The 24,234-nt window shown below is 69.6% G+C and carries 35 protein-coding genes; 30 read left to right on the plus strand and 5 right to left on the minus strand.

Annotated features, from left to right (window positions below; translation table 11 throughout):
* Positions 1-14: 14 nt before the first annotated feature.
* Positions 15-344, minus strand: coding sequence for a hypothetical protein (locus Q7A36_RS11090; RefSeq protein ID WP_305103755.1), 330 nt, complete (start codon positions 342-344; stop codon positions 15-17).
* Positions 345-609: 265 nt separating this feature from the next.
* Here Q7A36_RS11090 and sppA point away from each other — a divergent pair, with 265 nt between their 5' ends.
* The 21 genes from sppA to Q7A36_RS11195 all read left to right on the plus strand — a co-directional run bounded on the left by sppA (position 610) and on the right by Q7A36_RS11195 (position 12,916).
* Positions 610-1,521 carry a signal peptide peptidase SppA gene (gene sppA / locus Q7A36_RS11095; RefSeq protein WP_305103756.1) on the plus strand — a complete coding sequence of 304 codons (912 nt, stop codon included), beginning with the start codon at positions 610-612 and terminating at the stop codon, positions 1,519-1,521.
* A gap of 46 nt (positions 1,522-1,567) precedes the next feature.
* A complete protein-coding gene (gene ihfB / locus Q7A36_RS11100; RefSeq protein ID WP_305103757.1) occupies positions 1,568-1,894 on the plus strand; it encodes an integration host factor subunit beta in 327 nt (108 codons plus the stop codon).
* 151 nt (positions 1,895-2,045) lie between these two features.
* Positions 2,046-2,390, plus strand: coding sequence for a LapA family protein (locus Q7A36_RS11105; RefSeq protein WP_305103758.1), 345 nt, complete (start codon positions 2,046-2,048; stop codon positions 2,388-2,390).
* A 4-nt stretch (positions 2,391-2,394) separates the two neighbouring features.
* On the plus strand, positions 2,395-3,108 hold the full coding sequence (pyrF, locus tag Q7A36_RS11110) for an orotidine-5'-phosphate decarboxylase (protein ID WP_305103759.1): 714 nt from the start codon (positions 2,395-2,397) through the stop codon (positions 3,106-3,108).
* A complete protein-coding gene (locus tag Q7A36_RS11115; protein WP_305103760.1) occupies positions 3,105-3,740 on the plus strand; it encodes a phosphoribosylanthranilate isomerase in 636 nt (211 codons plus the stop codon). The genes pyrF and Q7A36_RS11115 overlap by 4 nt, the downstream gene beginning before the upstream one ends.
* 518 nt (positions 3,741-4,258) lie before the next feature.
* On the plus strand, positions 4,259-4,450 hold the full coding sequence (locus tag Q7A36_RS11120; RefSeq protein WP_305103761.1) for a hypothetical protein: 192 nt from the start codon (positions 4,259-4,261) through the stop codon (positions 4,448-4,450).
* A gap of 103 nt (positions 4,451-4,553) precedes the next feature.
* Positions 4,554-4,769, plus strand: coding sequence for a putative nitrogen fixation protein NifT (gene nifT / locus Q7A36_RS11125; protein WP_305103762.1), 216 nt, complete (start codon positions 4,554-4,556; stop codon positions 4,767-4,769).
* Between the two features lie 4 nt (positions 4,770-4,773).
* Entirely contained in the window at positions 4,774-5,643 is an 870-nt protein-coding gene (locus tag Q7A36_RS11130; protein WP_305103763.1) for an SIR2 family NAD-dependent protein deacylase, read from the plus strand.
* A 309-nt stretch (positions 5,644-5,952) separates the two neighbouring features.
* Entirely contained in the window at positions 5,953-7,473 is a 1,521-nt protein-coding gene (gene nifB, locus Q7A36_RS11135) for a nitrogenase cofactor biosynthesis protein NifB (RefSeq protein ID WP_456306789.1), read from the plus strand.
* Positions 7,474-7,487: 14 nt separating this feature from the next.
* Positions 7,488-7,712, plus strand: a complete 225-nt coding sequence (locus tag Q7A36_RS11140; RefSeq protein WP_305103764.1) for a 4Fe-4S binding protein — start codon at positions 7,488-7,490, stop codon at positions 7,710-7,712.
* 10 nt (positions 7,713-7,722) lie between these two features.
* Positions 7,723-8,046 (plus strand): HesB/IscA family protein, encoded by a 324-nt coding sequence (locus tag Q7A36_RS11145; RefSeq protein ID WP_305103765.1) that lies wholly within the window; start codon positions 7,723-7,725, stop codon positions 8,044-8,046.
* 11 nt (positions 8,047-8,057) lie between these two features.
* Positions 8,058-8,597: a hypothetical protein gene (locus Q7A36_RS11150; protein ID WP_305103766.1), complete on the plus strand. Its 540-nt coding sequence runs from the start codon at positions 8,058-8,060 to the stop codon at positions 8,595-8,597.
* On the plus strand, positions 8,590-9,363 hold the full coding sequence (locus Q7A36_RS11155) for a 4Fe4S-binding leucine-rich repeat protein (protein WP_305103767.1): 774 nt from the start codon (positions 8,590-8,592) through the stop codon (positions 9,361-9,363). The genes Q7A36_RS11150 and Q7A36_RS11155 overlap by 8 nt, the downstream gene beginning before the upstream one ends.
* Positions 9,360-9,692 (plus strand): nitrogen fixation protein NifZ, encoded by a 333-nt coding sequence (locus tag Q7A36_RS11160; protein WP_305103768.1) that lies wholly within the window; start codon positions 9,360-9,362, stop codon positions 9,690-9,692. The genes Q7A36_RS11155 and Q7A36_RS11160 overlap by 4 nt, the downstream gene beginning before the upstream one ends.
* Positions 9,689-9,928: a nitrogen fixation protein NifZ gene (locus tag Q7A36_RS11165; RefSeq protein ID WP_305103769.1), complete on the plus strand. Its 240-nt coding sequence runs from the start codon at positions 9,689-9,691 to the stop codon at positions 9,926-9,928. The genes Q7A36_RS11160 and Q7A36_RS11165 overlap by 4 nt, the downstream gene beginning before the upstream one ends.
* 17 nt (positions 9,929-9,945) lie before the next feature.
* The gene (locus tag Q7A36_RS11170) at positions 9,946-10,344 is read left to right on the plus strand and encodes a DUF3024 domain-containing protein (protein ID WP_305103770.1); all 399 of its coding nucleotides are present in this window, start codon (positions 9,946-9,948) and stop codon (positions 10,342-10,344) included.
* 52 nt (positions 10,345-10,396) lie between these two features.
* Positions 10,397-10,666 carry a DUF6129 family protein gene (locus tag Q7A36_RS11175; protein WP_305103771.1) on the plus strand — a complete coding sequence of 90 codons (270 nt, stop codon included), beginning with the start codon at positions 10,397-10,399 and terminating at the stop codon, positions 10,664-10,666.
* Positions 10,663-11,865, plus strand: coding sequence for a DegT/DnrJ/EryC1/StrS family aminotransferase (locus Q7A36_RS11180; protein WP_305103772.1), 1,203 nt, complete (start codon positions 10,663-10,665; stop codon positions 11,863-11,865). Before Q7A36_RS11175 ends, Q7A36_RS11180 begins: the two co-directional genes overlap by 4 nt.
* A 41-nt stretch (positions 11,866-11,906) precedes the next feature.
* The gene (locus Q7A36_RS11185; protein WP_305103773.1) at positions 11,907-12,215 is read left to right on the plus strand and encodes a 2Fe-2S iron-sulfur cluster-binding protein; all 309 of its coding nucleotides are present in this window, start codon (positions 11,907-11,909) and stop codon (positions 12,213-12,215) included.
* Between the two features lie 20 nt (positions 12,216-12,235).
* Entirely contained in the window at positions 12,236-12,451 is a 216-nt protein-coding gene (locus tag Q7A36_RS11190; RefSeq protein ID WP_305103774.1) for a hypothetical protein, read from the plus strand.
* Between the two features lie 18 nt (positions 12,452-12,469).
* On the plus strand, positions 12,470-12,916 hold the full coding sequence (locus Q7A36_RS11195; protein ID WP_305103775.1) for a Rieske (2Fe-2S) protein: 447 nt from the start codon (positions 12,470-12,472) through the stop codon (positions 12,914-12,916).
* A gap of 11 nt (positions 12,917-12,927) precedes the next feature.
* Here Q7A36_RS11195 and Q7A36_RS11200 read toward each other — a convergent pair whose 3' ends face one another.
* The 3 genes from Q7A36_RS11200 to Q7A36_RS11210 are packed head-to-tail and all read right to left on the minus strand — an operon-like array spanning position 12,928 to position 13,760.
* The gene (locus Q7A36_RS11200) at positions 12,928-13,167 is read right to left on the minus strand and encodes a hypothetical protein (RefSeq protein WP_305103776.1); all 240 of its coding nucleotides are present in this window, start codon (positions 13,165-13,167) and stop codon (positions 12,928-12,930) included.
* A 26-nt stretch (positions 13,168-13,193) separates the two neighbouring features.
* Complete coding sequence (locus Q7A36_RS11205) at positions 13,194-13,439, minus strand: hypothetical protein (RefSeq protein ID WP_305103777.1); 246 nt, start codon at positions 13,437-13,439, stop codon at positions 13,194-13,196.
* Positions 13,440-13,760 carry a hypothetical protein gene (locus Q7A36_RS11210; protein ID WP_305103778.1) on the minus strand — a complete coding sequence of 107 codons (321 nt, stop codon included), beginning with the start codon at positions 13,758-13,760 and terminating at the stop codon, positions 13,440-13,442. It lies immediately after the preceding gene.
* Between the two features lie 363 nt (positions 13,761-14,123).
* On the opposite strand from Q7A36_RS11210, the gene Q7A36_RS11215 reads away from it, so the two are divergent.
* The 3 genes from Q7A36_RS11215 to Q7A36_RS11225 are packed head-to-tail and all read left to right on the plus strand — an operon-like array spanning position 14,124 to position 15,622.
* Positions 14,124-14,876 (plus strand): hypothetical protein, encoded by a 753-nt coding sequence (locus Q7A36_RS11215; protein WP_305103779.1) that lies wholly within the window; start codon positions 14,124-14,126, stop codon positions 14,874-14,876.
* A 34-nt stretch (positions 14,877-14,910) separates the two neighbouring features.
* Entirely contained in the window at positions 14,911-15,336 is a 426-nt protein-coding gene (locus tag Q7A36_RS11220) for a Rieske (2Fe-2S) protein (RefSeq protein WP_305103780.1), read from the plus strand.
* A 55-nt stretch (positions 15,337-15,391) separates the two neighbouring features.
* Positions 15,392-15,622: an FmdB family zinc ribbon protein gene (locus Q7A36_RS11225; RefSeq protein WP_305103781.1), complete on the plus strand. Its 231-nt coding sequence runs from the start codon at positions 15,392-15,394 to the stop codon at positions 15,620-15,622.
* A gap of 85 nt (positions 15,623-15,707) precedes the next feature.
* Here the strand turns inward: Q7A36_RS11225 and Q7A36_RS11230 are convergent, their stop codons facing one another.
* A complete protein-coding gene (locus Q7A36_RS11230; protein WP_305103782.1) occupies positions 15,708-16,139 on the minus strand; it encodes a response regulator in 432 nt (143 codons plus the stop codon).
* A 406-nt stretch (positions 16,140-16,545) separates the two neighbouring features.
* Between Q7A36_RS11230 and nifH the strand changes: the two genes are divergently transcribed.
* From nifH to nifX, 6 genes are all read left to right on the plus strand, one after another.
* Positions 16,546-17,433 carry a nitrogenase iron protein gene (gene nifH / locus Q7A36_RS11235; protein ID WP_305103783.1) on the plus strand — a complete coding sequence of 296 codons (888 nt, stop codon included), beginning with the start codon at positions 16,546-16,548 and terminating at the stop codon, positions 17,431-17,433.
* A 72-nt stretch (positions 17,434-17,505) separates the two neighbouring features.
* Positions 17,506-19,008 carry a nitrogenase molybdenum-iron protein alpha chain gene (gene nifD, locus Q7A36_RS11240; RefSeq protein WP_305103784.1) on the plus strand — a complete coding sequence of 501 codons (1,503 nt, stop codon included), beginning with the start codon at positions 17,506-17,508 and terminating at the stop codon, positions 19,006-19,008.
* Between the two features lie 73 nt (positions 19,009-19,081).
* On the plus strand, positions 19,082-20,641 hold the full coding sequence (gene nifK / locus Q7A36_RS11245) for a nitrogenase molybdenum-iron protein subunit beta (RefSeq protein WP_305103785.1): 1,560 nt from the start codon (positions 19,082-19,084) through the stop codon (positions 20,639-20,641).
* Between the two features lie 115 nt (positions 20,642-20,756).
* Positions 20,757-22,436, plus strand: coding sequence for a nitrogenase iron-molybdenum cofactor biosynthesis protein NifE (gene nifE, locus Q7A36_RS11250; RefSeq protein WP_370655659.1), 1,680 nt, complete (start codon positions 20,757-20,759; stop codon positions 22,434-22,436).
* Positions 22,437-22,447: 11 nt separating this feature from the next.
* On the plus strand, positions 22,448-23,839 hold the full coding sequence (gene nifN / locus Q7A36_RS11260; RefSeq protein WP_305103786.1) for a nitrogenase iron-molybdenum cofactor biosynthesis protein NifN: 1,392 nt from the start codon (positions 22,448-22,450) through the stop codon (positions 23,837-23,839).
* Complete coding sequence (gene nifX, locus Q7A36_RS11265) at positions 23,836-24,231, plus strand: nitrogen fixation protein NifX (RefSeq protein WP_305103787.1); 396 nt, start codon at positions 23,836-23,838, stop codon at positions 24,229-24,231. The genes nifN and nifX overlap by 4 nt, the downstream gene beginning before the upstream one ends.
* Positions 24,232-24,234: the final 3 nt, after the last annotated feature.

The following is a 24,234-nucleotide window of genomic DNA, read 5'->3' on the forward strand; positions in this document are numbered from 1 at the left end:
TCCCCTTTTTCATGTCAGCGGGTCGGTGCCCCGATGCCCGGGGCGCGCTCGATGCCGCCCGCGCCCGGGCTGACCGAAACCGGCGCGCCGGCGCCGGTGCCGCCCGCGCCGCCGGTCTGCGCGCGCTCGATGCCCGCCGCGCCGGGGCTGACATTGGTGACCGTCGGGTTCTGCATCGCGCGGCTGGGATCCTGTTGCGCGTTCCGCAGCTGCTGCTGGCGGAGCAGGGACTCATTGGTGCCGGTCGGCATGGTGCTGAGCGGGCCGCTCTGGCTCGACGGCTCGCAGGCTGCCAGGCCGAGCACGACGAGGGCGAGCCCCCCAAGCCTGCAGGTGAATTTCATTGCGCGCTGCTCCCATCTGTCACGCCGGATTCGGTCCCCCGGCATGCTAGCAATGCCGCGTGCAACGATTTGCGTCCTCACGCCGCCGCATCCGATCCGGTTTACGCACAAGAATCGCCCGGGCGCCCGGGCCTGCATTTGCCGGGGCGACCTGCGGCGGGACGGCGCCGCGCGAGGCTGGTGATCCGCCCGCCGTTGCGCGACTGTCGGACCCTGGTCCAGGCGATCCTCCACCCCAACATCCGGCAGTTCCCCGGAGCGCAGCATGGCCCTCGAGACCGACCTCCTCATCGACCGCCGGCGCCTGAAGCGCCGCATCGCCCTCTGGCGTGCCTTCGCCGTGCTCCTGCTGCTTGCCGGGGGCCTGGCCTGGGCGCTGAAGGGGCTGCCGGACGGCCTCGGCGGCGGCCATGTCGTCCGCCTGCCGGTGGAGGGCTTCATCTCGGACGACCGCAAGCTCGCCGAGGCGATCGACAAGCTGGCGAAGGAGGACGGCGCCAAGGCCGTCATCGTCTCCATCGACAGCCCGGGCGGCAGCGTCGGCGGCGGGGAGATGCTGCACAATGCCCTGCTGCGCCTGCGGGAGCGAAAGCCGGTGGTCGCCGTCATGCGCGGCACCGCCGCCTCGGCCGCCTACATGACGGCCGTCGCGGCGGAGCGGATCTGGGCGCGCGACTCGACCGTCACGGGCTCGATCGGGGTGCTGCTGCAGACGCCCGATGCCTCCGACCTGATCGCCCGCCTCGGGGTGCGGATGGAGACCATCCGCTCCGGCCCGCTGAAGGACCAGCCGAGTCCCTTCCGGCCGCTGAGCGACGAAGGCCGCGCCGCGCTGCAGGGGGTGATCGGCGACCTCTACGACCAGTTCGTCGGCATGGTGGTCGCCGGCCGCAAGCTGCCGGAGGAGCGGGTGCGCGAGGTCGCCGATGGCCGGGTCGTCACCGGCCGGCAGGCGCTGGCGGCGGGGCTGGTGGATGCGATCGGCGGGGAGCAGGAGGCGCGGGCCTGGCTGGCGGCGCAGAAGGGCGTGGCGGAGGACCTGCCCATCCGCGACCTGGAATTGCGCGGGGCGGCCGAGCGGCTGGTCGGGGCGGCCTGGAAGGGTGCGATGAAAACCCTTGTTTCAGAATGGCTTGGCGTTGACGGCGTCCGGCTGCTCTGGCAGCCTGCGCCCTGACCCTGGCTCGCGCCGGGGGTCGGTCCACCCCCTGGGATCCTCGGCGATGACCAAGAGCGAGCTGATCGCGCAACTCGCGGCGGAGAACCCCCATCTCCGCCAGCCGGATATCGAGCTGATCGTGGCAACGATCTTCGACGAGATCACCGCCGCGCTGGCGCGCGGCGACCGGGTGGAATTGCGCGGCTTCGGCGCCTTCTCGGCCAAGAAGCGGGACGCGCGGACCGGCCGCAACCCGCGCACCGGCGCCGCCGTGCCGGTGGCCGGCAAGGCCGTGCCCTATTTCAAGCCGGGCAAGGAGTTGCGGGAGCGGGTGAATGGCGGCGAGCCGCAGGCGCCGGCCCGCGCCCCCCGCGCGCGGGTGGAGGCCTGAAGCCCGCCACCCCTCCCGCCCCGTCATGGCCGGGCCTCGCCGGCATCGGCCGGAGCCGCGGCTGCCCGCCGGGCCTCTGCCGCAGGCCATTTCCTTGCGCCGTCAGCGGTTGTAGGCATGGCGCACCGCCCCCGTCCCTCGGAGGACCCCGATGCGCTGGATCCTGATCCTTCCGCTGCTCATCCTGCTGGTGCTGTTCGGCCTGTCGAACCAGCAGGCGGCGACCTTCCAGCTCTGGCCCACCGACCTGACCTGGACGGGCCCGCTCTATGTCGGCGTGCTGGTGATCGGCGCCGCCTTCTTCCTGCTCGGCGCCCTGATCGCCTGGTTCGCCAGCTTCCCCCACCGCAGCCGCGCCCACCGCATGCAGGAGGCGGCGCAGGTGATGGAGGCCGAGCTTGCCGAGCATCGCGCGGCGGCGGCGAAGCGGGTCGGCCCGGTGCCGCCGCGCGGCGCCGGCACCAGCCTGGTCGCGGCGCCGCGCCCGGCGGCCTGAGCGCGTGCTGGCGCGCCCGGCCACCCCTGCCGCCCGGATCATCCCGGCGATCGATACCCATGACCCGGCGCGGGCCTCGGCCCTGGCGACGGCGCTCGCCCCGCATGCCGGCGCGCTGAAGCTGGGGCTCGAGCTCTTCGCGGCCGAGGGACCGCGGGCGGTGCGGGCGATGGCGGCCGTGGCGCCGGTCTTCCTCGACCTGAAGCTGCACGACATCCCGAACACGGTGGCCGGCGCCGTCCGGTCGCTGCTGCCGCTGCGGCCGGCCATGCTGACGCTGCACGGCGCCGGCGGCCCGGCCATGGTGGCGGCGGCGCGGGAGGCGGCGGAGAAGGCCGGGGCGGCGCGGCCGATCCTGCTGGCGGTGACGGTGCTGACCAGCCTCGATGCCGCGACGCTGGCGGCGACCGGCGTTGCCGGCGGGCCGGTGCAGCAGGTGCTGCGCCTCGCCCGCCTGGCGCTGGAGGCCGGGGCGGACGGGCTGGTCTGCTCGCCGCAGGAGGTCGCGCGGATCCGCGACGCCTTCGGGACGGCGCCGCTGCTGGTGGTGCCGGGCGTGCGCCCGGCCGGCAGCGCGACGGCCGACCAGGCGCGCACCGCGACCCCGGCCGAGGCGGTCGCGGCCGGCGCCGACTGGATCGTGGTCGGGCGGCCCATCACGGGCGCTGCCGATCCGGCCGCCGCGGCGCGCGCCATCGCCGAGGGCCTGCCGGCGTGACGCTGGTCAAGATCTGCGGCGTGAGCGATGCCGCCGGCTTCGACGCCGCGGCGGCGGCCGGCGCGGATTTCGTCGGCTTCGTCTTCTACCCGCCCTCGCCGCGGGCGGTGACGCCGGCCGCGGCGGCGGACCTCTCCGGGCGGGTGGCCGGCGGGCCGCAGCGCGTCGGGCTCTTCGTCGACCCGGATGACGCGCTGCTCGAGGCGGTGCTGGCGGCGGTGCCGCTGGACCTCATCCAGCTCCATGGGGAGGAGACCCCCGCGCGCGCGGCCGCGATCCGGGCGCACTTCGGCCGGCCGGTGATGAAGGCGCTGGGTGTCGCCGTGCCCGCCGACCTCGTGCGGCTGGCCGAGTATGCGCCGGCGGTGGACCGCTTCCTGCTGGATGCCAAGCCGCCGCCCGGGGCGAGCCTGCCGGGCGGCAATGCCGCGGCCTTCGACTGGCGTCTGGTTGCGGGGCAGCCGATCCCGCGCCCCTGGCTGCTGGCGGGCGGGCTGACGCCGGAAACGGTGGGCGAGGCGCTGCGGCAGAGCGGCGCGCCGGGGGTCGACGTCTCCTCCGGCGTCGAGCAGGCGCGCGGGGTGAAGGACCCGGCGCGCATCGCCGCCTTCGTCGCGGCGGCGCGGGGCTGAGCGAGGCCCCTCGGGGGCTGCGCTGCCATCAGGTCCTGAGCGGACGCCCGGCTCGAGGGCCTGGGCCCGCACGAAGCGCAGCGCAAGCCGCCTGGCCGCGTCCCGCGTCGCGGGATGGCGCTGCCGGGAAGGTCATCCCGGCCCGTCGCGCCTGAGCCGCCCACCCTGAGCAGATTTTCGCGGGTGCGGCCCAACCCTTCGAAGCGAAATCCTGCTCAGGGTTTTGGTGCAGCGCAAACCCCGAGGGGTTTGCTCAGGCTTGCAGCACCTGAAGGCGCGGCCCCGTCCAGCGGGGGAGAGGCCTGCGCCGCCGGCCATGTCGCGCGCGCGACAATGGCCCAACGCGGCCTGTCGGGAAGCCGACCTGATCCCGCAGGGCTGCCCATGCTGACCGAATTTGCTTAGCATTTTCAGTATCTTACGATCTGGCGCGCCGCTTGCTGGCCGCCCGGCCGACGATTCGCGGGCCGCAGCGCCGATCCGCCGCAGACCCTCGTCAGGACGGGATGACACAGCCCATGGCGCACAGGATCCCAAGCACTGCCTGCCCGGGGCGCGATGCCTGCGAGCCGGAATGCCCGCTCGCCGCCGCGGTGACGATCGCCATTCATGTGGTCGATCCCGCCGGCCTCGCCCGCTGCCCCGCCTGCCCCGACAGGCTGCTCTGCCGGCCGACCGGCCCGGCTTCGGCACCCTGGAGCAACGCCTGACCGGGACCGCCCTGCCGGCGCCCGTCCGGGATGGCGGCCCGCCGTCGCGGCGAGGGCATGCCGCCTCCGCCCATCCCAGCCACCGTCCGAAGGATCCCCGCGCATGAAGATCATGATCCGCCGCTCGCCCGAGACCGGGCTGTCCATCTACGTCCCGAAGAAGGACCTCGAGGAGCCGATCGTCGAATCGGAGCGCGAGAGCCTCTGGGGCGGCTGGATCCGCATCGCCAATGGCTGGGTCCTCGACCTGCCGGAGATGGCCGTCGACACGCGCCTGCCGGTCACCGTCAATGCCCGCCGGCGCGGCGAGGAGGAGTGAGGCCATGACCATCGCCGTGCTGCCTGCAACCGGGTCCGATGCCATGGATGCGCCGGCCCTGCTGCGCGAGTTGGGTCGCCGGCTCCGCGCCGGTGCGCTGGTCCCCTATCTCGGCCCGGGGGTTTCGCAACTCTCCGCGCCGCCGGTGCCGATGACGCCGGAAGCGCTCGCGGCCTTCTTCGCCACGAAGGTCGCCCTGCCGCGGCGCGCCAAGGGCAATGCCTGGGCCTCCGCCCAGCACATCGAGAGCATGAAGCACCGCGCGACGCTCTCGGCCCTGATGGGCGAGGCCTTCGCCGCGCCCGTGCCTCCGGCGCCGCTGCAGGACTGGCTTGCCTCCCTGCCGCTGCCCCTCATCGTCGATACCTGGTACGACGGCGCCATGCGCGCCGCGCTGGCCGGGCGCAGCGACTGGGGCGAGGTGCAGGGCATCACCCGCGCCGGCATCGGCGAGGACCGCTGGTTCCGCTTCTACGACGCCGAGGGGCGGGAGAGCAGCGCGGCCGCGGCCGAGGGCTGGCGCACGCTGCTCTACAAGCCGCATGGGGGCATCGTGCCGGCGCGCAACTTCCTGATCTCGGACGCCGACTATGTCGAGGTGCTGACGGAGATCGACATCCAGACGCCGATTCCCGACATCGTCCGCAACCGGCGCGCCGAGCGCGGCTTCCTCTTCCTCGGCTGCCGGTTCCACGACCAGATGCTGCGGAGCTATGCGCGGCAGGTGAAGAAGCGCTCCGGCGAGCGGCACTATGCCGTGATGGAGCCGGACAGCCTGACGAGGAACGAGACCAGGTTCTTCCTGCAGGAGGGCATCACGCCCATCGCCGTGCCATTGGCCGAGGCCCTGCCGCTGCTGACCGGCGCCGCCTGACGCGGCCATCCCGCGCCTTGACCCGCAGGCGCCCGCGCGGATGTCGCATCCGCGCGGGCGCTTTGCGTTCCGGCGGGCGGGACGACAGCCTGTCGCGTGTCCCACACCCGCCACGGGCCGCACCGTCCTTGTCGAGAACGCGACCTGTCGTGGCGGATGCCAAACCCATGATTTTCCTGCAGAAATGCGCTGGCATGCCGGTTGCTCTCCGTCCTTCCGGAACATCTTTTCCGGATCTGGCCACAAGGCCTGGAGCGAGGGACGGTCATGCAAGCGTCGACTCACGCTGACGGAGTAGCGGCAGGCGTCGTGCCGGATATCGACGCCTTGATGCAGAAGGTGGCCGAGAGCAAGGGCTGCGGCACGACGGGCGGCAGCGGCAAGGCGAGCTGCGGCTCGGCCGCCGGCTCGGGCGACCTGCCGCCCGAGATCTGGGAGAAGGTGAAGAATCACCCCTGCTACAGCGAGGAAGCGCACCACCACTACGCGCGCATGCATGTCGCGGTCGCGCCGGCCTGCAACATCCAGTGCAACTACTGCAACCGCAAATACGACTGCGCCAACGAGTCGCGGCCCGGCGTGGTCAGCGAGAAGCTGACGCCCGAGCAGGCCGCGCGCAAGGTGCTCGCCGTCGCCTCGACCATCCCGCAGATGACCGTGCTCGGCATCGCCGGCCCGGGCGACCCGCTCGCCAATCCTGCGAAGACCTTCAAGACCTTCGAGCTGATCTCGAAGACCGCGCCCGACATCAAGCTGTGCCTGTCGACCAACGGCCTGGCGCTGCCGGACCATGTCGACACCATCGCGCGCTACAACATCGACCACGTCACCATCACGATCAACATGATCGACCCGGAGATCGGCGCGCAGATCTACCCCTGGATCTTCTGGAACCACAAGCGCTACACCGGCGTCGAGGCGGCGAAGCTGCTGACCGAGCACCAGCTCCGCGGCCTCGAGATGCTCACCGAGCGGGGCATCCTCTGCAAGATCAACTCGGTCATGATCCCCGGGATCAACGACAAGCACCTCGTCGAGGTGAACAAGGCGGTCAAGTCGCGCGGCGCCTTCCTGCACAACATCATGCCGCTGATCTCGGCGCCCGAGCACGGCACGGTCTTCGGCCTGAACGGCCAGCGCGGCCCGAGCGCGCAGGAGCTGAAGGCCCTGCAGGATTCCTGCGAGGGCGAGATGAACATGATGCGGCATTGCCGGCAATGCCGCGCCGATGCCGTCGGCCTGCTCGGCGAGGACCGCAGCGCCGAGTTCACCACCGACAAGATCATGGAGATGGAGATCAACTACGACCTGGAAGGCCGTCAGGCCTACCAGGCGCTGGTCGAGCAGGAGCGCATCGCCAAGGTCGAGGCGAAGCAGGAGGAACTGGCGACGCTGGCCGGCGAGGCGAGCGACATCACGCTGCTGGTCGCCGTCGCCACCAGGGGGTCCGGCCTGATCAACGAGCATTTCGGCCATGCCAAGGAGTTCCAGGTCTACGAGCTCTCGACCCGCGGCGCGAAGTTCGTCGGCCATCGCCGCGTCGACCTGTACTGCCAGGGCGGCTATGGCGAGGAGGAGAGCCTGGAGACCATCATCCGCGCCATCAACGACTGCCATGCCGTCTTCGTGGCGAAGATCGGCGGCTGCCCGAAGGGCGACCTGATCAAGGCGGGCATAGAGCCGGTGGATGAATTCGCGCACGAGTTCATCGAGAAGTCGGCGATCACCTGGTTCAAATCCTATCTCGAGAAGGTCAGGTCCGGCGAGATCACGCATGCCGAGCGCGGCGATGCGGCGATCCGCCAGGGCGCGCTGATCGCGGCCGCCTGACCGGAGGACGCATCATGGCCTTCAAGATCATCGCCTCGCAATGCACGAGCTGCAGCGCCTGCGAGGCGGAATGCCCGAACATGGCGATCTCCGAGAAGCGCGGCACCTTCGTCATCGATCCGGCGAAGTGCACGGAGTGCATCGGCCATTTCGACAAGCCGCAATGCGCGGAGGTCTGTCCCGTCGACAAGACCTGCGTGGTCGATCCCGCCTATCCCCGCTACCAGGCCCCCGCATAGGACCCATGCCGTGACCTTCACCATCACGCCCGCGGCGGAGCGCTTCATCCGGCTGATGCTCCGCGCCGATGGCGGCCCGAAATCGGGCTTCCGTCTCGCCGTCAGCCCGGGGGGCTGCGCCGGCCTCAATGCCGAGATGAACGTCACCACGACGCCGGAGCCCGGCGATGCGGTGGTCGACTACAATGGCCTCCGCCTCTTCCTGCCGGCCGAGAGCCGGTTGCTGCTCGATGGCGTGACCATCGATTTCCGCGACAGCGCGGCGCAGACCGGCCTCGTCTTCCACGACCCGAAGGCGATCAGCTGCGGGTCGGTCGGCGCGCTGGCGCATTAGCGGAGACGGCGATGCGCCCGGCCGGGTTGGACAACCCGACATCCTCGCCCCTGGAGGACGCGGTGCTGTCGAGCGCCCTCCTCGGCGGCGGGTTGCCGCCGGCGGCCGAGCGCCATCTCCGCCTGGCCGGCCTGGCCTGGCAGGACGACGCCCTGGCGGAGGAACACCTTCGCCTCGCCCGCGATGCCGCGCCGGAGCATGTCGCCGTCCTGATCGGCTTCTACCGCTACTACTTCTACAAGGGGCGCCTCGCGGAGACGCTCGCCATCGCCCGCCTCTGCCTCGCCGTCGCGGCGCGCGAGCTGAACATCGCCGGCGACTGGCGGCTGGTCGCGGCCGGCGATGCCGAGTTCGGCCGCTTCGAGAGCCTGCTGCCGCGCTTCTACCTCTTCACGCTGAAGGGCTATGCCTATCTGCAGATGCGCCTCGGCGCGCTCGCGGAAGGGCGGGCCGCCACGCTGAAGCTGCTGGAGCTCGACCCCACCGACAAGATCGGCGCCCGCCTCCTCCTCGAGGTCCATGACCGCATGGGGCAGGACGATGATGATTGACGCCATCGACGAGGCGATCGACTGGCAGGGCAACCCGGTCTCCTGCGCCGGCTGCGCGCATGCCGGCCTGGAAGCGGAAGGGCGCTGCCGCCTGAAGCATGCCTGCGTGCATGACCGCTACGCCCGCCGCATCGACCGGTTCTTCACCTGGAATCCCGACCTCGGCAACCGCTACCTGCGCCATCCGCATTTCGAGGTGCGCGCGATCGCCGCCAGGCATGCCGATGTCTTCCTGCTGCCGCCGCTGCTGCAGGACCCGGAGGAGACGGTCCGCTGGAACGCCGCGCGGCGCCTGCCGAAGCGCTACCTGCTGCCGCTGCGCGCCGATCCGCATCGGGAGGTGCGCATCCGCGTTGCCGCCCTGCTCGAGGATGCCGACCTCGTCCCGATGATGGCGGACGAGGACTACTATGTGCGCCTGGTCGTGGCCCGCCGCGTCGCGCCGCCGCTGCTCGCCCGCATGATGCAGGACGCCGAGGCGACCGTGCGCTGCGCCGTGGCGAAGCGCCTGCCGCAGGAATGGCTGCTGCGCATGGCGGAGGATGCGGCGGCCGAGGTCCGCCTGGAGGTGGCGCGTCGCCTGCCGCCCGGCCTGCTGCGCGGCCTGGCGCAGGACGCCGACTGGCGGCTGCGCTTCGAGGTCGCCAGCCGCGCGCCTTCCGATGTGCTGGCGGCGCTGGCCGGGGACGAGGATGCGCTGGTCCGCGACATGGCGCGGTCCCGCCTGATGGGTGACGCCGAACCGCGGGAGGACAAGGGGACATGACCAACATCGTCCGCGACAGCGACGTGGTCGAGATCGCCGCGCCGCCGGTCTTCGCCTTCGGCGAGAAGGTCCGTGCGCGGCGCACCATCCGCAACGACGGCACCTATGCCGGCAAGGAGATCGGCGACATCCTCGCCCGCAAGGGGGAGGTCGGATACGTCGTCAGCATCGGGACCTTCCTGCAGCAATTCTACATCTACGCCGTCGAGTTCATGGAGAGCGGCAACCGCGTCGGCATGAAGCGCAAGGAACTGGATGCCGTCGTCCCGAAGGACGAGGAGGACGACCTGCCGCTGCCGCCGCCCCTGCGCCCGGGAGCCCCGCGATGATCGAGCCGAGACAACCCCGATTCCAGTGGGGCCAGCGCGTCCGCGCGGCCATCGATCTGGTGAACGACGGCAGCCATCCGAAGGCGCCGCCCGACGCGGTACTGGCGAGGATCGGCGACCTCGGCGAGATTGTGCAGGTCGGGATGCATACGGACAGCAACACGCCCGTCTACCTCGTCGAATTCGAGGGCGAGCGGGTGGTCGGCTGCCTCGAGGAAGAGCTGGTCGTCAGCTGACGGAAAGGGGGGGTGCCATGGCATCGGTGCTGACGCTGCAATCCGCCGCGATGGCGCCCATGGAGGCCGCGACGCCGGCGCCCGCGCCACTGCCGCGGCGCCACCCGAATGGCTTCGACCTGCGGCGCATCGAGCGGGTGCTGTCCCGTCGCAAGCGCTACCGCTACGTGACGCCGAAGATCGCCGCGACGGCGGATGGCTATCGCATCGAGAGCCCCTGCTGCTCGCGCAGCGTGGATGCCGAGGGCGGCATCATCGACGTCGCCCTGCTCCGCCACGACGACGCCGCAGCGCGCTGGACGCTCTGGCGCAAGGACCATGCAGCCGGCGCCTGGCTGGCGCATAGCAGTTGGCAGGACCTGAACGCCCTGCTCGCATGGCTCAATGAGGATCCCGGGCGGGAGTTCTGGCAGTGACGCCGGCATCCCCCGCGACAGCGCAACGCCAGCCCCGGAGCGGTCGAAGCCCATGAGCATCAGCGAAACCGATCTTGCGGCGATCGAGGCGCTTCTCGCGCCGCCGGGTGCCGCACCGGGCGCCGCCGCGGCCCTGCGGCAGCGGCTGCCGCATCTGTCGCTGACCCGCTGCGACGCCTCCGACATGGCGGAGGCGCCGTTCCGCGTCTTCCCCGACTATGACCTGCACCTGGTCAGCGCGGCTGATCACTGCGTGCAGGTCACCACCGACCCGGCCGCGGCGACCGGGCTGGTGCTGGCGCGAAGGGCGGCCTCGGCATGAGCGGGATCCTGTCGAACCGCGAGGACGCGGCGCTCGAGATCGAGACCGAGGTGGCGGAGGACTTCATCCCCCTCTCGGACCCCGACATCACCGAGGCCGAACTCGCCGCGGTGGAGGCCGTGCTGCGTTCGACCCGCGTCTCCGCCGGCGCGGTGACGGAGGAGTTCGAGCGCGCCTTCGCCGCCTATCTCGGCCGCGCCCATGCGGTGGCGGTGCCGAGCGGCACGATCGGCCTGCGGCTGGCGCTGGCGGCGCATGGCATCGGGCCGGGCGACGAGGTCGTCACCTCGGCCTATTCCTTCCGCGAGACGGCGCATGCCATCAGCCTGGCCGGCGCGCGGCCGGTCTTCGCCGATATCGACTACTGGGCCGGCACCATCACGGCCGAGAAGGCGGCGGCGAAGGTGACCGACCGGACGAAGGCGATCCTCGCCGGCAATACCAACGGCCATCCGGCACCCTGGGATCCGCTGCGGGCGCTGGCGAAGGAGCGCGGGCTTGCGCTGATCGAGGATTCGACCGAGGCCATAGGCTCCCGCTACCAGGGCGCGCTGGTCGGCAGCTTCGGCGACACCGCCGTCTTCGACTTCTCGCAGCCCTCGCCCCTGACCTGCGGGGAGGGCGGCATGGTGGTGACGGACGACATCGACCTCGCCGTCGCGCTCCGCCGCCACCGCGCGCATCGGCTGGACGAACGCTCCTCCGTCGTGGTCGGCGGCACGCCCTGCTACCAGGCCGGGCTGAGCGACCTGGCATCGGCGCTCGGCCTCGCGCAGCTCTCGCGCCTGGAGGCGATCCTCGAGCGTCGGCGCATCGTCCAGAACCTTTACTACCGGCACGTCCAGTCCTTCGAGGGCATCAAGGATCCCTATATCGGCCCCGACGTCACCGAGGTGAACTGGTTCCTCTACGTCGTGCATCTCGGCACCCGCTTCACGCGCTCGAGCCGCGACATGATCGTCGAGGACCTGCGCGTCGCGCAGATCGAGGCGGCGGCCTATGCCAGTCCGCTGCACCTGCAGCGCCACTACTTCGACATGGGATACCGGCGCGGCGACCTCTTCGTGACGGAGAAGGTTGCGGACCGCTCGGTCGCGCTGCCCTTCCACCCGCATCTGACCGACGACGAGATCGGCTTCATCGTGCAGACGATGAAGGACGCCTCGGTCAATGTCGGCGCCGGCGCCGCCATCTACTGACGGCGGCCGGAGACCACCCGAGCCAGGAGAGGACCCGAAGCATGGCAACACTGACCATCCTGCCGAGCGGCAAGACGATCGACGTGGGCGAGGGGACGACGATCCTCGCCGCGCTGCTCTCCGCCGGCGAGCCCATCCCGCACAAGTGCGACGGCAATGCCAAGTGCGGCAGTTGCCACATCTACGTCCAGGAGGGCCGCAAGGGCGTCTCCAAGATCGCGCGCGAGGAGAACGAGCGGCTCGACAGCATCGTCGGCGTCGGCTCGAAATCCCGCCTGGCCTGCCAGGCGAAGGTGCTGGGCACCGAGAACATCAAGGTCGAGCTTCTCGGCTTCGGCTCCGGTCTCTGATCCACCCGAAGGAGATGGTCATGGAAAACCCCGAGGTGATGATCCACGTGCGTTTCGCGCCGAACGGCACGGTGATGGAGATCGGCGAGCGGCCGCAGACGGTCGCGCCGCAGGCCTGGTTCGACCTGCTGAGCGAGAAGGCCTCTGACAGCTACCGCACCTATGCCGGCGGCCGCGGCAGCTTCAGCCTGCCGCGCGCCGCGGTGGATGCGCTGAAGGGCGCGGCCGCGGCCTGACATCGGAGGAGGGCAGGGATGGGCGCCGATCCGCCGGAGGTCTTCGTCATCTGCGCCATGGAGGACATCGCGCGGGGCGGGGCAAGGCCCTTCCTGCTCCATCGGCTCGACGAGGACGGGGCGGCGCGGCCGCTCCGCCTCCTCGTCGTCCGGACCCGCGACGATGCCTTCCACGGCTATGTCAATGCCTGCCCGCATGCCGGGTCATGGCTGAACATCGATGCCGGCGAGGTCTTCACGCCCGACCGCGGGCGGTTGCGATGCGGCCGCCACGGCGCCGAGTTCGAGATCGAGAGCGGGCTCTGCGTGCGGGGCCCCTGCGCGGGCGAGAGCCTCACGCCGCTGGCGCTCGTCCTCGTCGCGGGCGATGTCTGCCTTTGCGGCATCCGGCTGGTCGAGGATGACGACCCGCCGCGGCATCCCGAGGATCTCGAGGACTCGCTGGAGATCACCATCCATCCCTGATGCGCGGCACGTCAGAGCGGCGTGCCGAAGAACTCCTCCTCCTCCCCGCCCGAGGCACGGTGCAGGTCCAGCGCCTCCTGCCACCGCGCCCGCTCCCGCTCGTCCGCGGTGCGGTGGGTGATCGCCGCATCCAGGCGGGTGCCGAGCAGATAGGGGCGGGCATTCCGCAGGAACCGGTTCAGTGCCTTGCCGTCGTTCGGCCGCACGACACATTTCGGCGTCCCGTCGATGAGGATGGTTGTCGGCAGCATGCGATGCCAGGTCTCCGGTGGTGGGTTCAGAAACGCTCGTCCGGCCGGCCCCCAGGGTGGCTCCCCGCCACCGGCGGCGCCTCGGTGCCGGCCTGCCCGATGTCGCGGAGCGCACGGTACCGGAAGGACGCCTGCGCGACCGTGCCGGTCCTCGTCGTCGCGGCGACATGGCGGGAGGCGGTGCCGGCCCCGCGGCGATGACCGGGGCCCGGATCCTCCGCGCCGCGGGCATGGCGGTCCCGGTCGGTACGATGGCCGGCGGGTGTCGTCATTCAGCCATTCTCCCCCTCGGTTCGGCAGGCGGCCAATGCGTCCTCGACGATGCGACGGCAGCGGAGGAGCCGCTCGTATTCCGCCCGGTCTATGTCCACGCGTTCGGTGGCGGCAGGGGCGTGGAAGGGCGGCTTCGCCGCCTCGGCGGCTTCTGTCAGCGCCTTCTCGAGCTGGTAGATCCTTTCGCTCGCCCGCTCGAGATAGGGGACCGGGTTGTTGCGGATATTCGCCTCGTGCATGGCATCGAGGCTGAGCAATTGCCGGAAGCGGCGCAGCGACTGGCGCTTAGCCTTGCCGAAATCGTGCCTGGTGATGCTCATCGGCGATTCGCGTCATTGCATCGTCTCCTGCGGGAAGGGCCCTCAGGCGGGACTGCGATGTCCCACCATGTCCATGCAGGCGGGATGCCAGCCGGATTCCGGCCGCTGCGTGCCCGTGGGCGGCCTTGGGCGGCGGATTGGCGCGAAGGAGCCTGTCGGGATGGCGACATCGTCGGGAAGCCGACGCGGCTGGTACGCGCATTCGAGGCATCCGCCGGCATCGGGGCTGGCATGCCGGTTGCTCTCCCGTTGCTGCGGTTGTTGCTGCGGTCCGCACATGGCTGAACCGCATGCGGCACCGCCCGCATCTGTCGTGGTGGCGCCCTGCGCCCGCATCGCGGCCGTCAGCGCAAGGAGGGACCGGTGACCGACCTGGCCGAACTGAAGCGGCGCAAGCAGCCCATCAACCTGGCGATCGTGCATGTCGATCCGGAGGCCTTCCTCGCCAGCTTCATGGGCTGGCTGGAGATCACCGCCTTCGTCAGCGCGCAGCGCGCCGGCCTGGCGGAGATGCCGGCCGATGGCGTCACCCCCGCGCTGACCGAGGCCGACCTGAAGCGCGGCGTGGGGCAGGACGTCGGCAACGACGCGATCTTCGCCTTCTGCATGACCGCGGCGCTGAAGCCCGATGCGGCCGCGGTGGACAAGGTGGAGGTCGCGCTGGTCGAGCGCTTCGGGCGGGACTTCCCCGGCGCCTTCGCGCTCGGCCATGTCCGCCGGGCGATCGAGACGCCGATGACGCTGGAGGACCATGTCGGCCAGGCCGCCCGGAAGTGGCTGACCGGCGAACGCCCGCCGCCGCCGCTGCGGCCGAAGGAGGACTGGACCACGGCGCTCCGTTTCTTCGAGAAGGCGCGCAGGTCGAATTTCCTGCACGAGATCATGTACCCGCTCGCCCGCTGGGCCCGTGCGCGCTTCGGCGCGATCGCCGAGGCGGAAGTCGGCTTCCTGCATCACATCGAGGACACGCTGCCGGTGCTGCGCCAGGCGCTCGAGGATCCGCGCAACGATCAGGCCTTCATCGCCAACCTGCTGCTGCAGGCCGCGCCGGCGGTGGATATGGAACTGACCGAGGATTACGCCGGCTTCCTGCGCTCCCTCGCGCGGCGCCAGTGACGCGGCAGGCATCGGGCCGGGAAAGGCGATGGGAATGGACGAGCTGTTCGTGATCTGCGCGACGCATGAGGTGGAGGATGGCGGCGCCCGCGGCTTCGTGCTGGCCAGGCCCGGCGAGGCCGGCGGCACGGTGCCATGGCCGATCCTGGTCTCGCGCAAGGGCAGGAATTTCTATGGCTTCGAGAATGCCTGCCCGCACCAGGGCCTGCGCCTGGACCAGGCATCGGGCGAGTTCATGGACGATGCCGGGAATTTCCTGACCTGCAGCCATCACGGCGCGCAGTTCGACCTCGACACCGGCCACTGCTTCGCCGGGCCCTGCCAGGGCAAGGCGCTGACGCCGATCCGGCTGGTGGTGGATGACGGCGATGTCTGCGTATCCGGGGTCGACCTGGCCGACGAGGACGGCCTCGACCTGCCCGAATCTGACGTGCCGGAGGTGGTGATCACCTCGGACTAGAGCCACGCATGGCAGGCTTCTTGCTCCGACCGGTGCGGATCGAGAGGGACCGCGCATGCCGCTTTTCACCTTCCTCTGCCCCGACTGCCGCAAGGCTTTCGAGGAATTGGTCGCCGCCGATGTGGTGCCGCCCTGCCCGGGCTGCGGCGGGACGGCGGCCCAGAAGCAACTCGCGCGGCTGGCGCCGGAAGGCAGGATGAAGGCGGTCGCCAGGGCCTGGCGCGCGCAGGCGGCGCGGGAGGGGCATCTCTCCAACTACTCAAGGACGGAGCGCGGCACGCCCTGACCGACCATGATGTCGGAACACCGACACCCGCCCATCGGCGAGGCCGCCTCGCCGGTGGGCCCACTGCAGCGCCGCCGGCTCCGTCCTAGAGAAGGCCGAGCTTCACGAGCGGCGCGCCGCCGCGGCGGCCGAGCACCGTATCCACCTTCATGCGGACGGATTCCAGCGTCAGCGGCTTGACCAGCACGGCATGCGCGCCGGCCTTCATCGCCTGCACGGCCGTCGCCTCCTCCGCCTTCTCGGTGACGACGATGATGCGGATGCCGGGATAGCGCTCCGCCACCGAGGCCAGCAGCCCGACGCCCCCTTCCTTCAGGATCGCGACGCCGAGGAGGATCACGTCCGGCTTCAGCCAGCCGGTGCCATGCGCGAAGGCCTCCTCGAGCGTCGCATGCTCATGCGTCTCGATCTCGTCATGCAGGATGAACTGCAGCGCCGCGCGCGTGATCTCGTCCGGGTCCACGACGAAGACGCGCCGCTGGTCCAACGCCTTCGATGTCTCAACGCCGATCTGCATCCCTGCCTCCGTCGCCGGTGTCGGCCGCCGCTGCCCCGCGGTCGGCGCACCGGGGCGCGAAGCAAGTTCCGTTCCCGTCGTCGCGGCGCCTGGCCCGGCAGGCAGGGCGCCCTTCGGTGTTGTCTTGCCACCAGGATCCGACACGCGGTGTCAGGTTCGACACATGGTTGGAAGGGCCCGATCCCTCAGGAAAAAGGAAGCAATTCGAGGGGGTTGCGACGGGAGATCGGGCTGGCACACCCCTTGCTGAAAGGCATGGCGAAACGGCTGGTGAGGGCTGGGTGCACGCCGACGCGCTGACGAGCGATGCACCCCTTCCCGGTTCAGCAAGCCCGTTTCTGACGTGCGGAACAGCGCCGCGCTCCCGGGTGCGGCAGCCATCACAACGTTTCACAGGAGTGCCCACATGTCGCTTCGCCAGATCGCCTTCTACGGAAAGGGTGGAATCGGCAAGTCCACCACCTCGCAGAACACGCTCGCCGCCCTGGCCGAGATGGGCCACCGCATCCTGATCGTGGGCTGCGATCCGAAGGCCGACTCCACCCGCCTGATCCTGCACGCGAAGGCGCAGGACACCATCCTCAGCCTCGCCGCCGCGGCCGGCAGCGTCGAGGACCTCGAGATCGAGGACGTGATGAAGATCGGCTACCGCGACATCCGTTGCGTGGAGTCGGGCGGTCCGGAGCCGGGCGTCGGCTGCGCCGGCCGCGGCGTCATCACCTCCATCAACTTCCTCGAGGAGAACGGCGCCTACGAGGACATCGACTACGTCTCCTACGACGTGCTCGGCGACGTGGTCTGCGGCGGCTTCGCCATGCCGATCCGCGAGAACAAGGCGCAGGAGATCTACATCGTCATGTCCGGCGAGATGATGGCCATGTATGCGGCCAACAACATCTCCAAGGGCATCCTGAAGTACGCGAACTCCGGCGGCGTGCGCCTCGGCGGCCTGATCTGCAACGAGCGCCAGACCGACAAGGAGCTGGAGCTGGCCGAGGCCCTGGCCGCGAAGCTCGGCACCAAGCTGATCTACTTCGTGCCGCGCGACAACATCGTCCAGCACGCCGAGCTGCGCCGCATGACGGTGATCGAGTACGCGCCGGAGTCCAAGCAGGCCAACCACTACCGGAGCCTGGCGAGCAAGGTCCACAACAACGGCGGCAAGGGCATCATCCCGACCCCGATCACGATGGACGAGCTCGAGGACATGCTGATGGAGCACGGCATCATGAAGGCCGTGGACGAGAGCCAGGTCGGCAAGAGCGCCGCCGAGCTCACGGCCGCCGGGGCCTGAGATCGGGCCGGGCCGGCGCCCTCAGCGGCGCCGGCCACGCCTCCACGCAACCTGGGTAGAGCGAGAGCCACCATGAGCGTTTCGAAAGCCGAGAGCGTTGCGGAGGTCAAGGCCCGCAACAAGGAACTGATCAAGGACGTCCTGCAGATCTACCCGGAGAAAACCGCGAAGAGGCGCGCCAAGCACCTCAGCGTGCATGAGGCCGGGAAGTCCGACTGCGGCGTCAAGTCGAACCTCAAGTCGGTTCCTGGCGTCATGACCATCCGCGGCTGCGCCTATGCCGGCTCCAAGGGCGTGGTGTGGGGTCCGATCAAGGACATGATCCATATCAGCCACGGCCCGGTCGGCTGCGGCCAGTATTCCTGGGCGGCGCGCCGCAACTACTACATCGGCACGACCGGCGTCGACACCTTCGTGACGATGCAGTTCACCTCCGACTTCCAGGAGAAGGACATCGTCTTCGGCGGCGACAAGAAGCTGGCGAAGATCATGGACGAGATCCAGGAGCTCTTCCCGCTCAACAACGGCATCACCGTCCAGTCGGAATGCCCGATCGGCCTGATCGGCGACGACATCGAGGCGGTCTCCAAGGCGAAGTCGAAGGAATACGGCGGCAAGACCATCGTGCCGGTCCGCTGCGAGGGCTTCCGCGGCGTGTCGCAGTCCCTCGGCCACCACATCGCCAATGACGCCGTCCGCGACTGGATCTTCGACAAGCACGACCCGAATGCGGCGCCGCGCTTCGAATCCAGCCCCTACGACGTCGCCATCATCGGCGACTACAACATCGGCGGAGACGCCTGGTCGTCGCGCATCCTCCTCGAGGAGATGGGCCTGCGCGTGATCGCGCAGTGGTCGGGCGACGGCAGCCTGGCCGAGCTCGAGGCGACGCCGAAGGCGAAGCTGAACGTCCTGCACTGCTACCGCTCGATGAACTACATCTCGCGGCACATGGAGGAGAAGTTCGGCATCCCCTGGTGCGAGTACAACTTCTTCGGCCCCTCCAAGATCGCGGAATCGCTGCGCAAGATCGCCAGCTACTTCGACGACAAGATCAAGGCCGGCGCCGAGCGCGTCATCGCCAAGTACCAGCCGCTGATGGACGCGGTGATCGCGAAGTACCGCCCGCGCCTCGAGGGCAAGAAGGTGATGCTCTACGTCGGCGGCCTCCGCCCCCGGCACGTCATCGGCGCCTACGAGGACCTCGGCATGGAGGTCGTGGGCACCGGCTACGAGTTCGCGCACAACGACGACTACCAGCGCACCGCGCAGCACTACGTCAAGGATGGCACGATCATCTACGACGACGTGACGGGCTACGAGTTCGAGAAGTTCGTCGAGAAGATCCAGCCGGACCTGGTGGGGTCGGGCATCAAGGAGAAGTACGTCTTCCAGAAGATGGGCGTGCCCTTCCGGCAGATGCACTCCTGGGACTACTCCGGTCCCTACCATGGCTACGACGGCTTCGCGATCTTCGCGCGCGACATGGACATGGCGATCAACTCGCCGATCTGGAAGCAGACCAAGGCGCCCTGGAAAAAGGCCCCCGAGGCCACCCTGCTGGCCGCCGAGTGAGCCTTCCCCGCCGGCCCCCCGCGGGGCCGGCGGGACCCCTGATCGAGCCATCCTCTCCTGAAAGGGCTTCATCATGCCGCAAAGTGCCGATCATGTGCTCGATCACTTCGAGCTCTTCCGTGGTCCCGAATACCAGCAGATGCTGGCCGCCAAGAAGCAGATGTTCGAGAACCCGAAGGACCCGGCCGAGGTCGAGCGGGTGCGCGAATGGGCCAAGACGCCCGAGTACAAGGAGAAGAATTTCGCCCGCGAGGCGCTGACGGTCAATCCGGCCAAGGCCTGCCAGCCGCTCGGCGCGGTCTTCGTCGCCGTCGGCTTCGAGGGCACCATTCCCTTCGTGCACGGCTCCCAGGGCTGCGTCGCCTACTACCGCAGCCACCTGTCGCGGCACTTCAAGGAGCCGACCTCCTGCGTCTCCTCCTCGATGACCGAGGACGCGGCGGTGTTCGGCGGCCTGAACAACATGATCGACGGCCTGGCGAATACCTACGCCATGTACAAGCCGAAGATGATCGCGGTCTCGACCACCTGCATGGCGGAGGTCATCGGCGACGACCTGAACGCCTTCATCAAGACCTCGCGCGAGAAGGGCTCCATCCCCGCCGATTTCGACGTCCCCTTCGCCCATACCCCCGCCTTCGTCGGCAGCCATGTCACCGGCTACGACAATGCGCTGAAGGGCGTGCTGGAATACTTCTGGGACGGCAAGGCCGGCACGGTGCCGAAGCTCGAGCGCCAGCCCAACGAGAAGCTCAACATCATCGGCGGCTTCGACGGCTACACGGTCGGCAATACCCGCGAGATCAAGCGGATGCTTGACCTGATGGGCGTCGAGTACACCATCCTGAGCGATGCGAGCGAGGTGTTCGACACCCCGACCGACGGCGAGTTCCGCATGTATGACGGCGGCACGACGCTGGAGGAGACGGCGAAGGCGGTGCATGCCCGGGGCACCATCTCGATGCAGCACTACTGCACCGAGAAGACCCTGCCGATGATCGCGGCGCATGGGCAGGAGACGGCGTCCTTCCACCACCCGGTGGGCGTGGCGGCGACCGACCAATTCCTGATGGCCGTCTCCCGCATCACCGGCAAGGAGATCCCGGAGGCGCTGGCCAAGGAGCGCGGCCGCCTGGTCGATGCGATGGCCGACTCCAGCTCGCATATCCACGGCAAGAAATACGCGATCTACGGCGATCCCGACCTCTGCTACGGCCTGGCCGCCTTCCTGCTCGAGCTCGGCGCCGAGCCGACGCATGTCCTGGCGACCAACGGCACCAAGGACTGGGCGGCGAAGATGCAGGCGCTCTTCGACAGCTCGCCCTTCGGCGCGGGGTGCAAGGTCTATCCGGGCAAGGACCTCTGGCACATGCGGTCCCTGCTCTTCACCGAGCCGGTCGACTTCCTGATCGGCAATACCTACGGCAAGTACCTGGAGCGCGACACCGGCACCCCGCTGGTCCGCATCGGCTTCCCCATCTTCGACCGGCACCATCATCACCGCCGGCCGGTCTGGGGCTACCAGGGCGGCCTGAACGTGCTGATCACGCTGCTCGACAAGATCTTCGACACGATGGACGCCAATACCAACGTGCCGGCGCAGAGCGACTACAGCTTCGACATCATCCGCTGAGCTTCCGCGGCATCGTCCGGCCCTGGCGGCAGCACGCCGCCAGGGTCCAGGACGATCGCTGGAGATCACGGCCCTTCGCACAACCGGCCCCGGCCCAAGCGAGTGGAGACAGGATGTGACTTCGCTGTCCGCGACGATCCAGGATGTTTTCAACGAGCCGGGCTGCGGCAAGAACGCCAACAAGTCGGCGGCCGAGCGCAAGAAGGGTTGCACCAAGCAGCTGCAGCCCGGCGGCGCGGCCGGCGGCTGCGCCTTCGACGGTGCCAAGATCGCCCTGCAGCCGCTGACCGATGTCGCGCATCTGGTGCACGGCCCGATCGCCTGCGAGGGCAATTCCTGGGACAACCGCGGCGCGAAATCCTCGGGTTCCAGTATCTGGCGCACCGGCTTCACCACCGACATCAACGAGACCGACGTGGTCTTCGGCGGCGAGAAGCGCCTGTACAAGGCGATCCGCGAGATCATCGAGAAATACGACCCGCCGGCGGTCTTCGTCTACCAGACCTGCGTGCCGGCGATGACCGGCGACGACATCAACGCCGTCTGCAAGGCGGCCGCGGCCAAGTTCGGCAAGCCGGTCATCCCGGTGAACTCCCCGGGCTTCGTCGGCCCGAAGAACCTCGGCAACAAGCTCGCGGGCGAGGCCCTGCTGGAGCACGTGATCGGCACCGAGGAGCCGGACTACACCACGCCCTACGACATCAACATCATCGGCGAGTACAACCTCTCGGGCGAGCTCTGGCAGGTCAAGCCGCTGCTCGATGAGCTCGGGATCCGGATCCTCTCCTGCATCTCCGGCGACGGGAAGTACCGGGAGGTCGCCTCCTCCCACCGCGCCCGCGCGGCGATGATGGTCTGCTCCCGCGCCATGATCAACGTCGCCCGCAAGATGGAGGAGCGCTATGGCATCCCCTTCTTCGAGGGCTCCTTCTACGGCATCCAGGACACCAGCGATTCGCTGCGCGAGATCGCGCGGATGCTGGTCGAGCGCGGCGCGCCGGACGAGCTGCTTGCCCGCACCGAGGCGGTGATCGCGCGCGAGGAGGCGAAGGCCTGGGCCGGCATCGCGCCCTTCAAGCCGCGCTTCAAGGGCAAGAAGGTCCTGCTGATCACCGGCGGCGTGAAATCCTGGTCGGTGGTCGCCGCCTTGCAGGAGGCGGGGCTGGAGCTGGTCGGCACCAGCGTCAAGAAGTCCACGCGGGAGGACAAGGAGCGCATCAAGGAGCTGATGGGCCAGGACGCCCATATGATCGACGACATGACCCCGCGCGAGATGTACAAGATGCTGAAGGACGCGCGGGCCGACATCATGCTCTCGGGCGGCCGGTCGCAGTTCATCGCGCTCAAGGCGGCGATGCCCTGGCTGGACATCAACCAGGAACGCCACCACGCCTATATGGGCTATGTCGGCATGGTCGAGCTGGTGCGCCAGATCGACAAGGCGCTCCACAACCCGATGTGGGAACAGGTGCGCCAGCCCGCGCCCTGGGACGATCCGGCACGGACCTGGCAGGCCCGCGCCATCGCGGAGATGGAGGCCGAGGCCGCCGCGCTCGCCGCCGATCCCGTGCGGGCCGAGGAAGTGCGGCGCGCCGCCAAGGTCTGCCAGTGCAAGGCCGTCGATCTCGGCAGCATCGAGGACGCGATCCGGGCGCATGGCCTGACCACGGTGGAGGGCGTGCGGGAGCACACCAATGCCTCCGGCGGCTGCGGCGCCTGCTCGATCCGCATCGAGGACATCCTCGCCGCCATGCCGCCGGCACCGGCCGCCGCGCTGCCGCTCGCGGCCGAATAGGGGAGGGCGCGATGGCCACCGTCACGCTCGGCCGGAAGGCCTGCACGGTCAATCCGCTGAAGATGAGCCAGCCGATCGGCGGCGCGCTCGCCTTCATGGGCCTGCGCCGCGCCATGCCGCTGCTGCACGGCTCGCAGGGCTGCACCTCCTTCGGCCTGGTGCTCTTCGTGCGTCACTTCAAGGAAGCCATCCCGCTGCAGACCACGGCGATGAGCGAGGTGGCGACCGTGCTCGGCGGCTACGAGAATGTCGAGCAGGCGATCCTCAACATCGTCAACCGCACCAAGCCGGAGATCATCGGCATCTGCTCGACCGGCGTCACCGAGACCAAGGGCGACGACGTCGAGGGCTACATCCGCCTGGTCCGCGAGAAGCACCCGCAGCTCCGGGACTTCCCGCTGGTCTATGTCTCGACGCCCGACTTCAAGGATGCCTTCCAGGATGGCTGGGCGAAGACCGTCACGCGGATGGTGGAGGTGCTGGTCGAGGCGCCGCGCAACCTCGCGCGGCGCGACCCGCAGCGCGTCAACGTCCTGCCAGGCTGCCACATGACGCCCGGCGACCTCGACGAGGTGCGGACGATGATCGAGGATTTCGGGCTGGAGCCCTCCTTCCTGCCGGACCTCGCCGGCTCGCTCGACGGCCATATCCCGGACGAGTTCACCCCGACGACGATCGGCGGCATCGGGGTGGAGGAGGTGGCGACCATGGGCCTCGCCGCCTGGACCCTCGCCATCGGCGAGCAGATGCGCCCGGCGGCCGAGGCGATGCGGAAGAAGACCGGCGTGCCCTTCCGGCTCTTCGACCGGCTCTGCGGCCTCGCGGCGAACGATGCCTTCGTCATGACCCTCAGCGAGATCAGCGGAAGGCCGGTGCCGGCGAAGTACCGGCGCCAGCGCGGCCAGTTGGTCGATGCCATGCTCGACGGGCATTTCCATCTCGGTGGCCGCAAGGTGGCGATCGGTGCGGAACCCGACCTGCTCTTCGACATCAGCTCCATGCTGCACGAGATGGGCAGCCATATCGAGGTCGCGGTGACCACGACCCAATCGCCGGTGCTGGAGAGGGTGCAGGCCGGGAACGTGCTGATCGGCGACCTCGAGGATCTCGAGGCCGGTGCCAGGGAGAAGGGCTGCGACCTGCTGGTCACCCATTCGCATGGCCGCCAGGCCGCGGGGCGGCTGCACATCCCCTTCTTCCGCATCGGCATGCCGATGTTCGACCGGCTGGGGGCCGGGCACCTCACCGCGGTCGGCTATCGCGGCACCCGCGACCTGATCTTCGCCATCAGCAACCTGCTCATCGCCGATGGCGAGGAGAACCACGAGCCGACGCCCGAGACCTGGCGCACCCTGGACGACATCCCCGTCGTCAACCCCGGCAATGCCCTGGAGGCCGCATGAAAGTCGCATTCGCCACGCAGGACCTCAAGCGGGTCGATGCGCATTTCGGCTGGGCCCGCAACATCGCCATCTACGAGCTGGAGCCGGAGGGCTATGCCTTCATCGAGGCCGTCCAGTTCGAGGGCGACCTCAAGGAGGACGGCAACGAGGACAAGCTCGCCCCGAAGCTCGAGGCGATCAAGGATTGCGCCATCCTCTATGTCGCCGCCATCGGCGGCTCCGGCGCCGCGCGGGTTGTGGCGCAGAACATCCATCCGATGAAGGTCAGCCAGCCCGAGCCGATCGAGGATCTGCTGCTGAAGCTGCAGGACGTGCTGAAGGGCAACCCGCCGCCCTGGCTGCGCAAGGTCATGTCCAAGGGCCGCGAACGCACTCTCGAATTCGAGGATTGATCC

The sequence above is a fragment of the Paracraurococcus lichenis genome, assembly GCF_030657435.1.
Classification (GTDB): domain Bacteria; phylum Pseudomonadota; class Alphaproteobacteria; order Acetobacterales; family Acetobacteraceae; genus Paracraurococcus; species Paracraurococcus lichenis.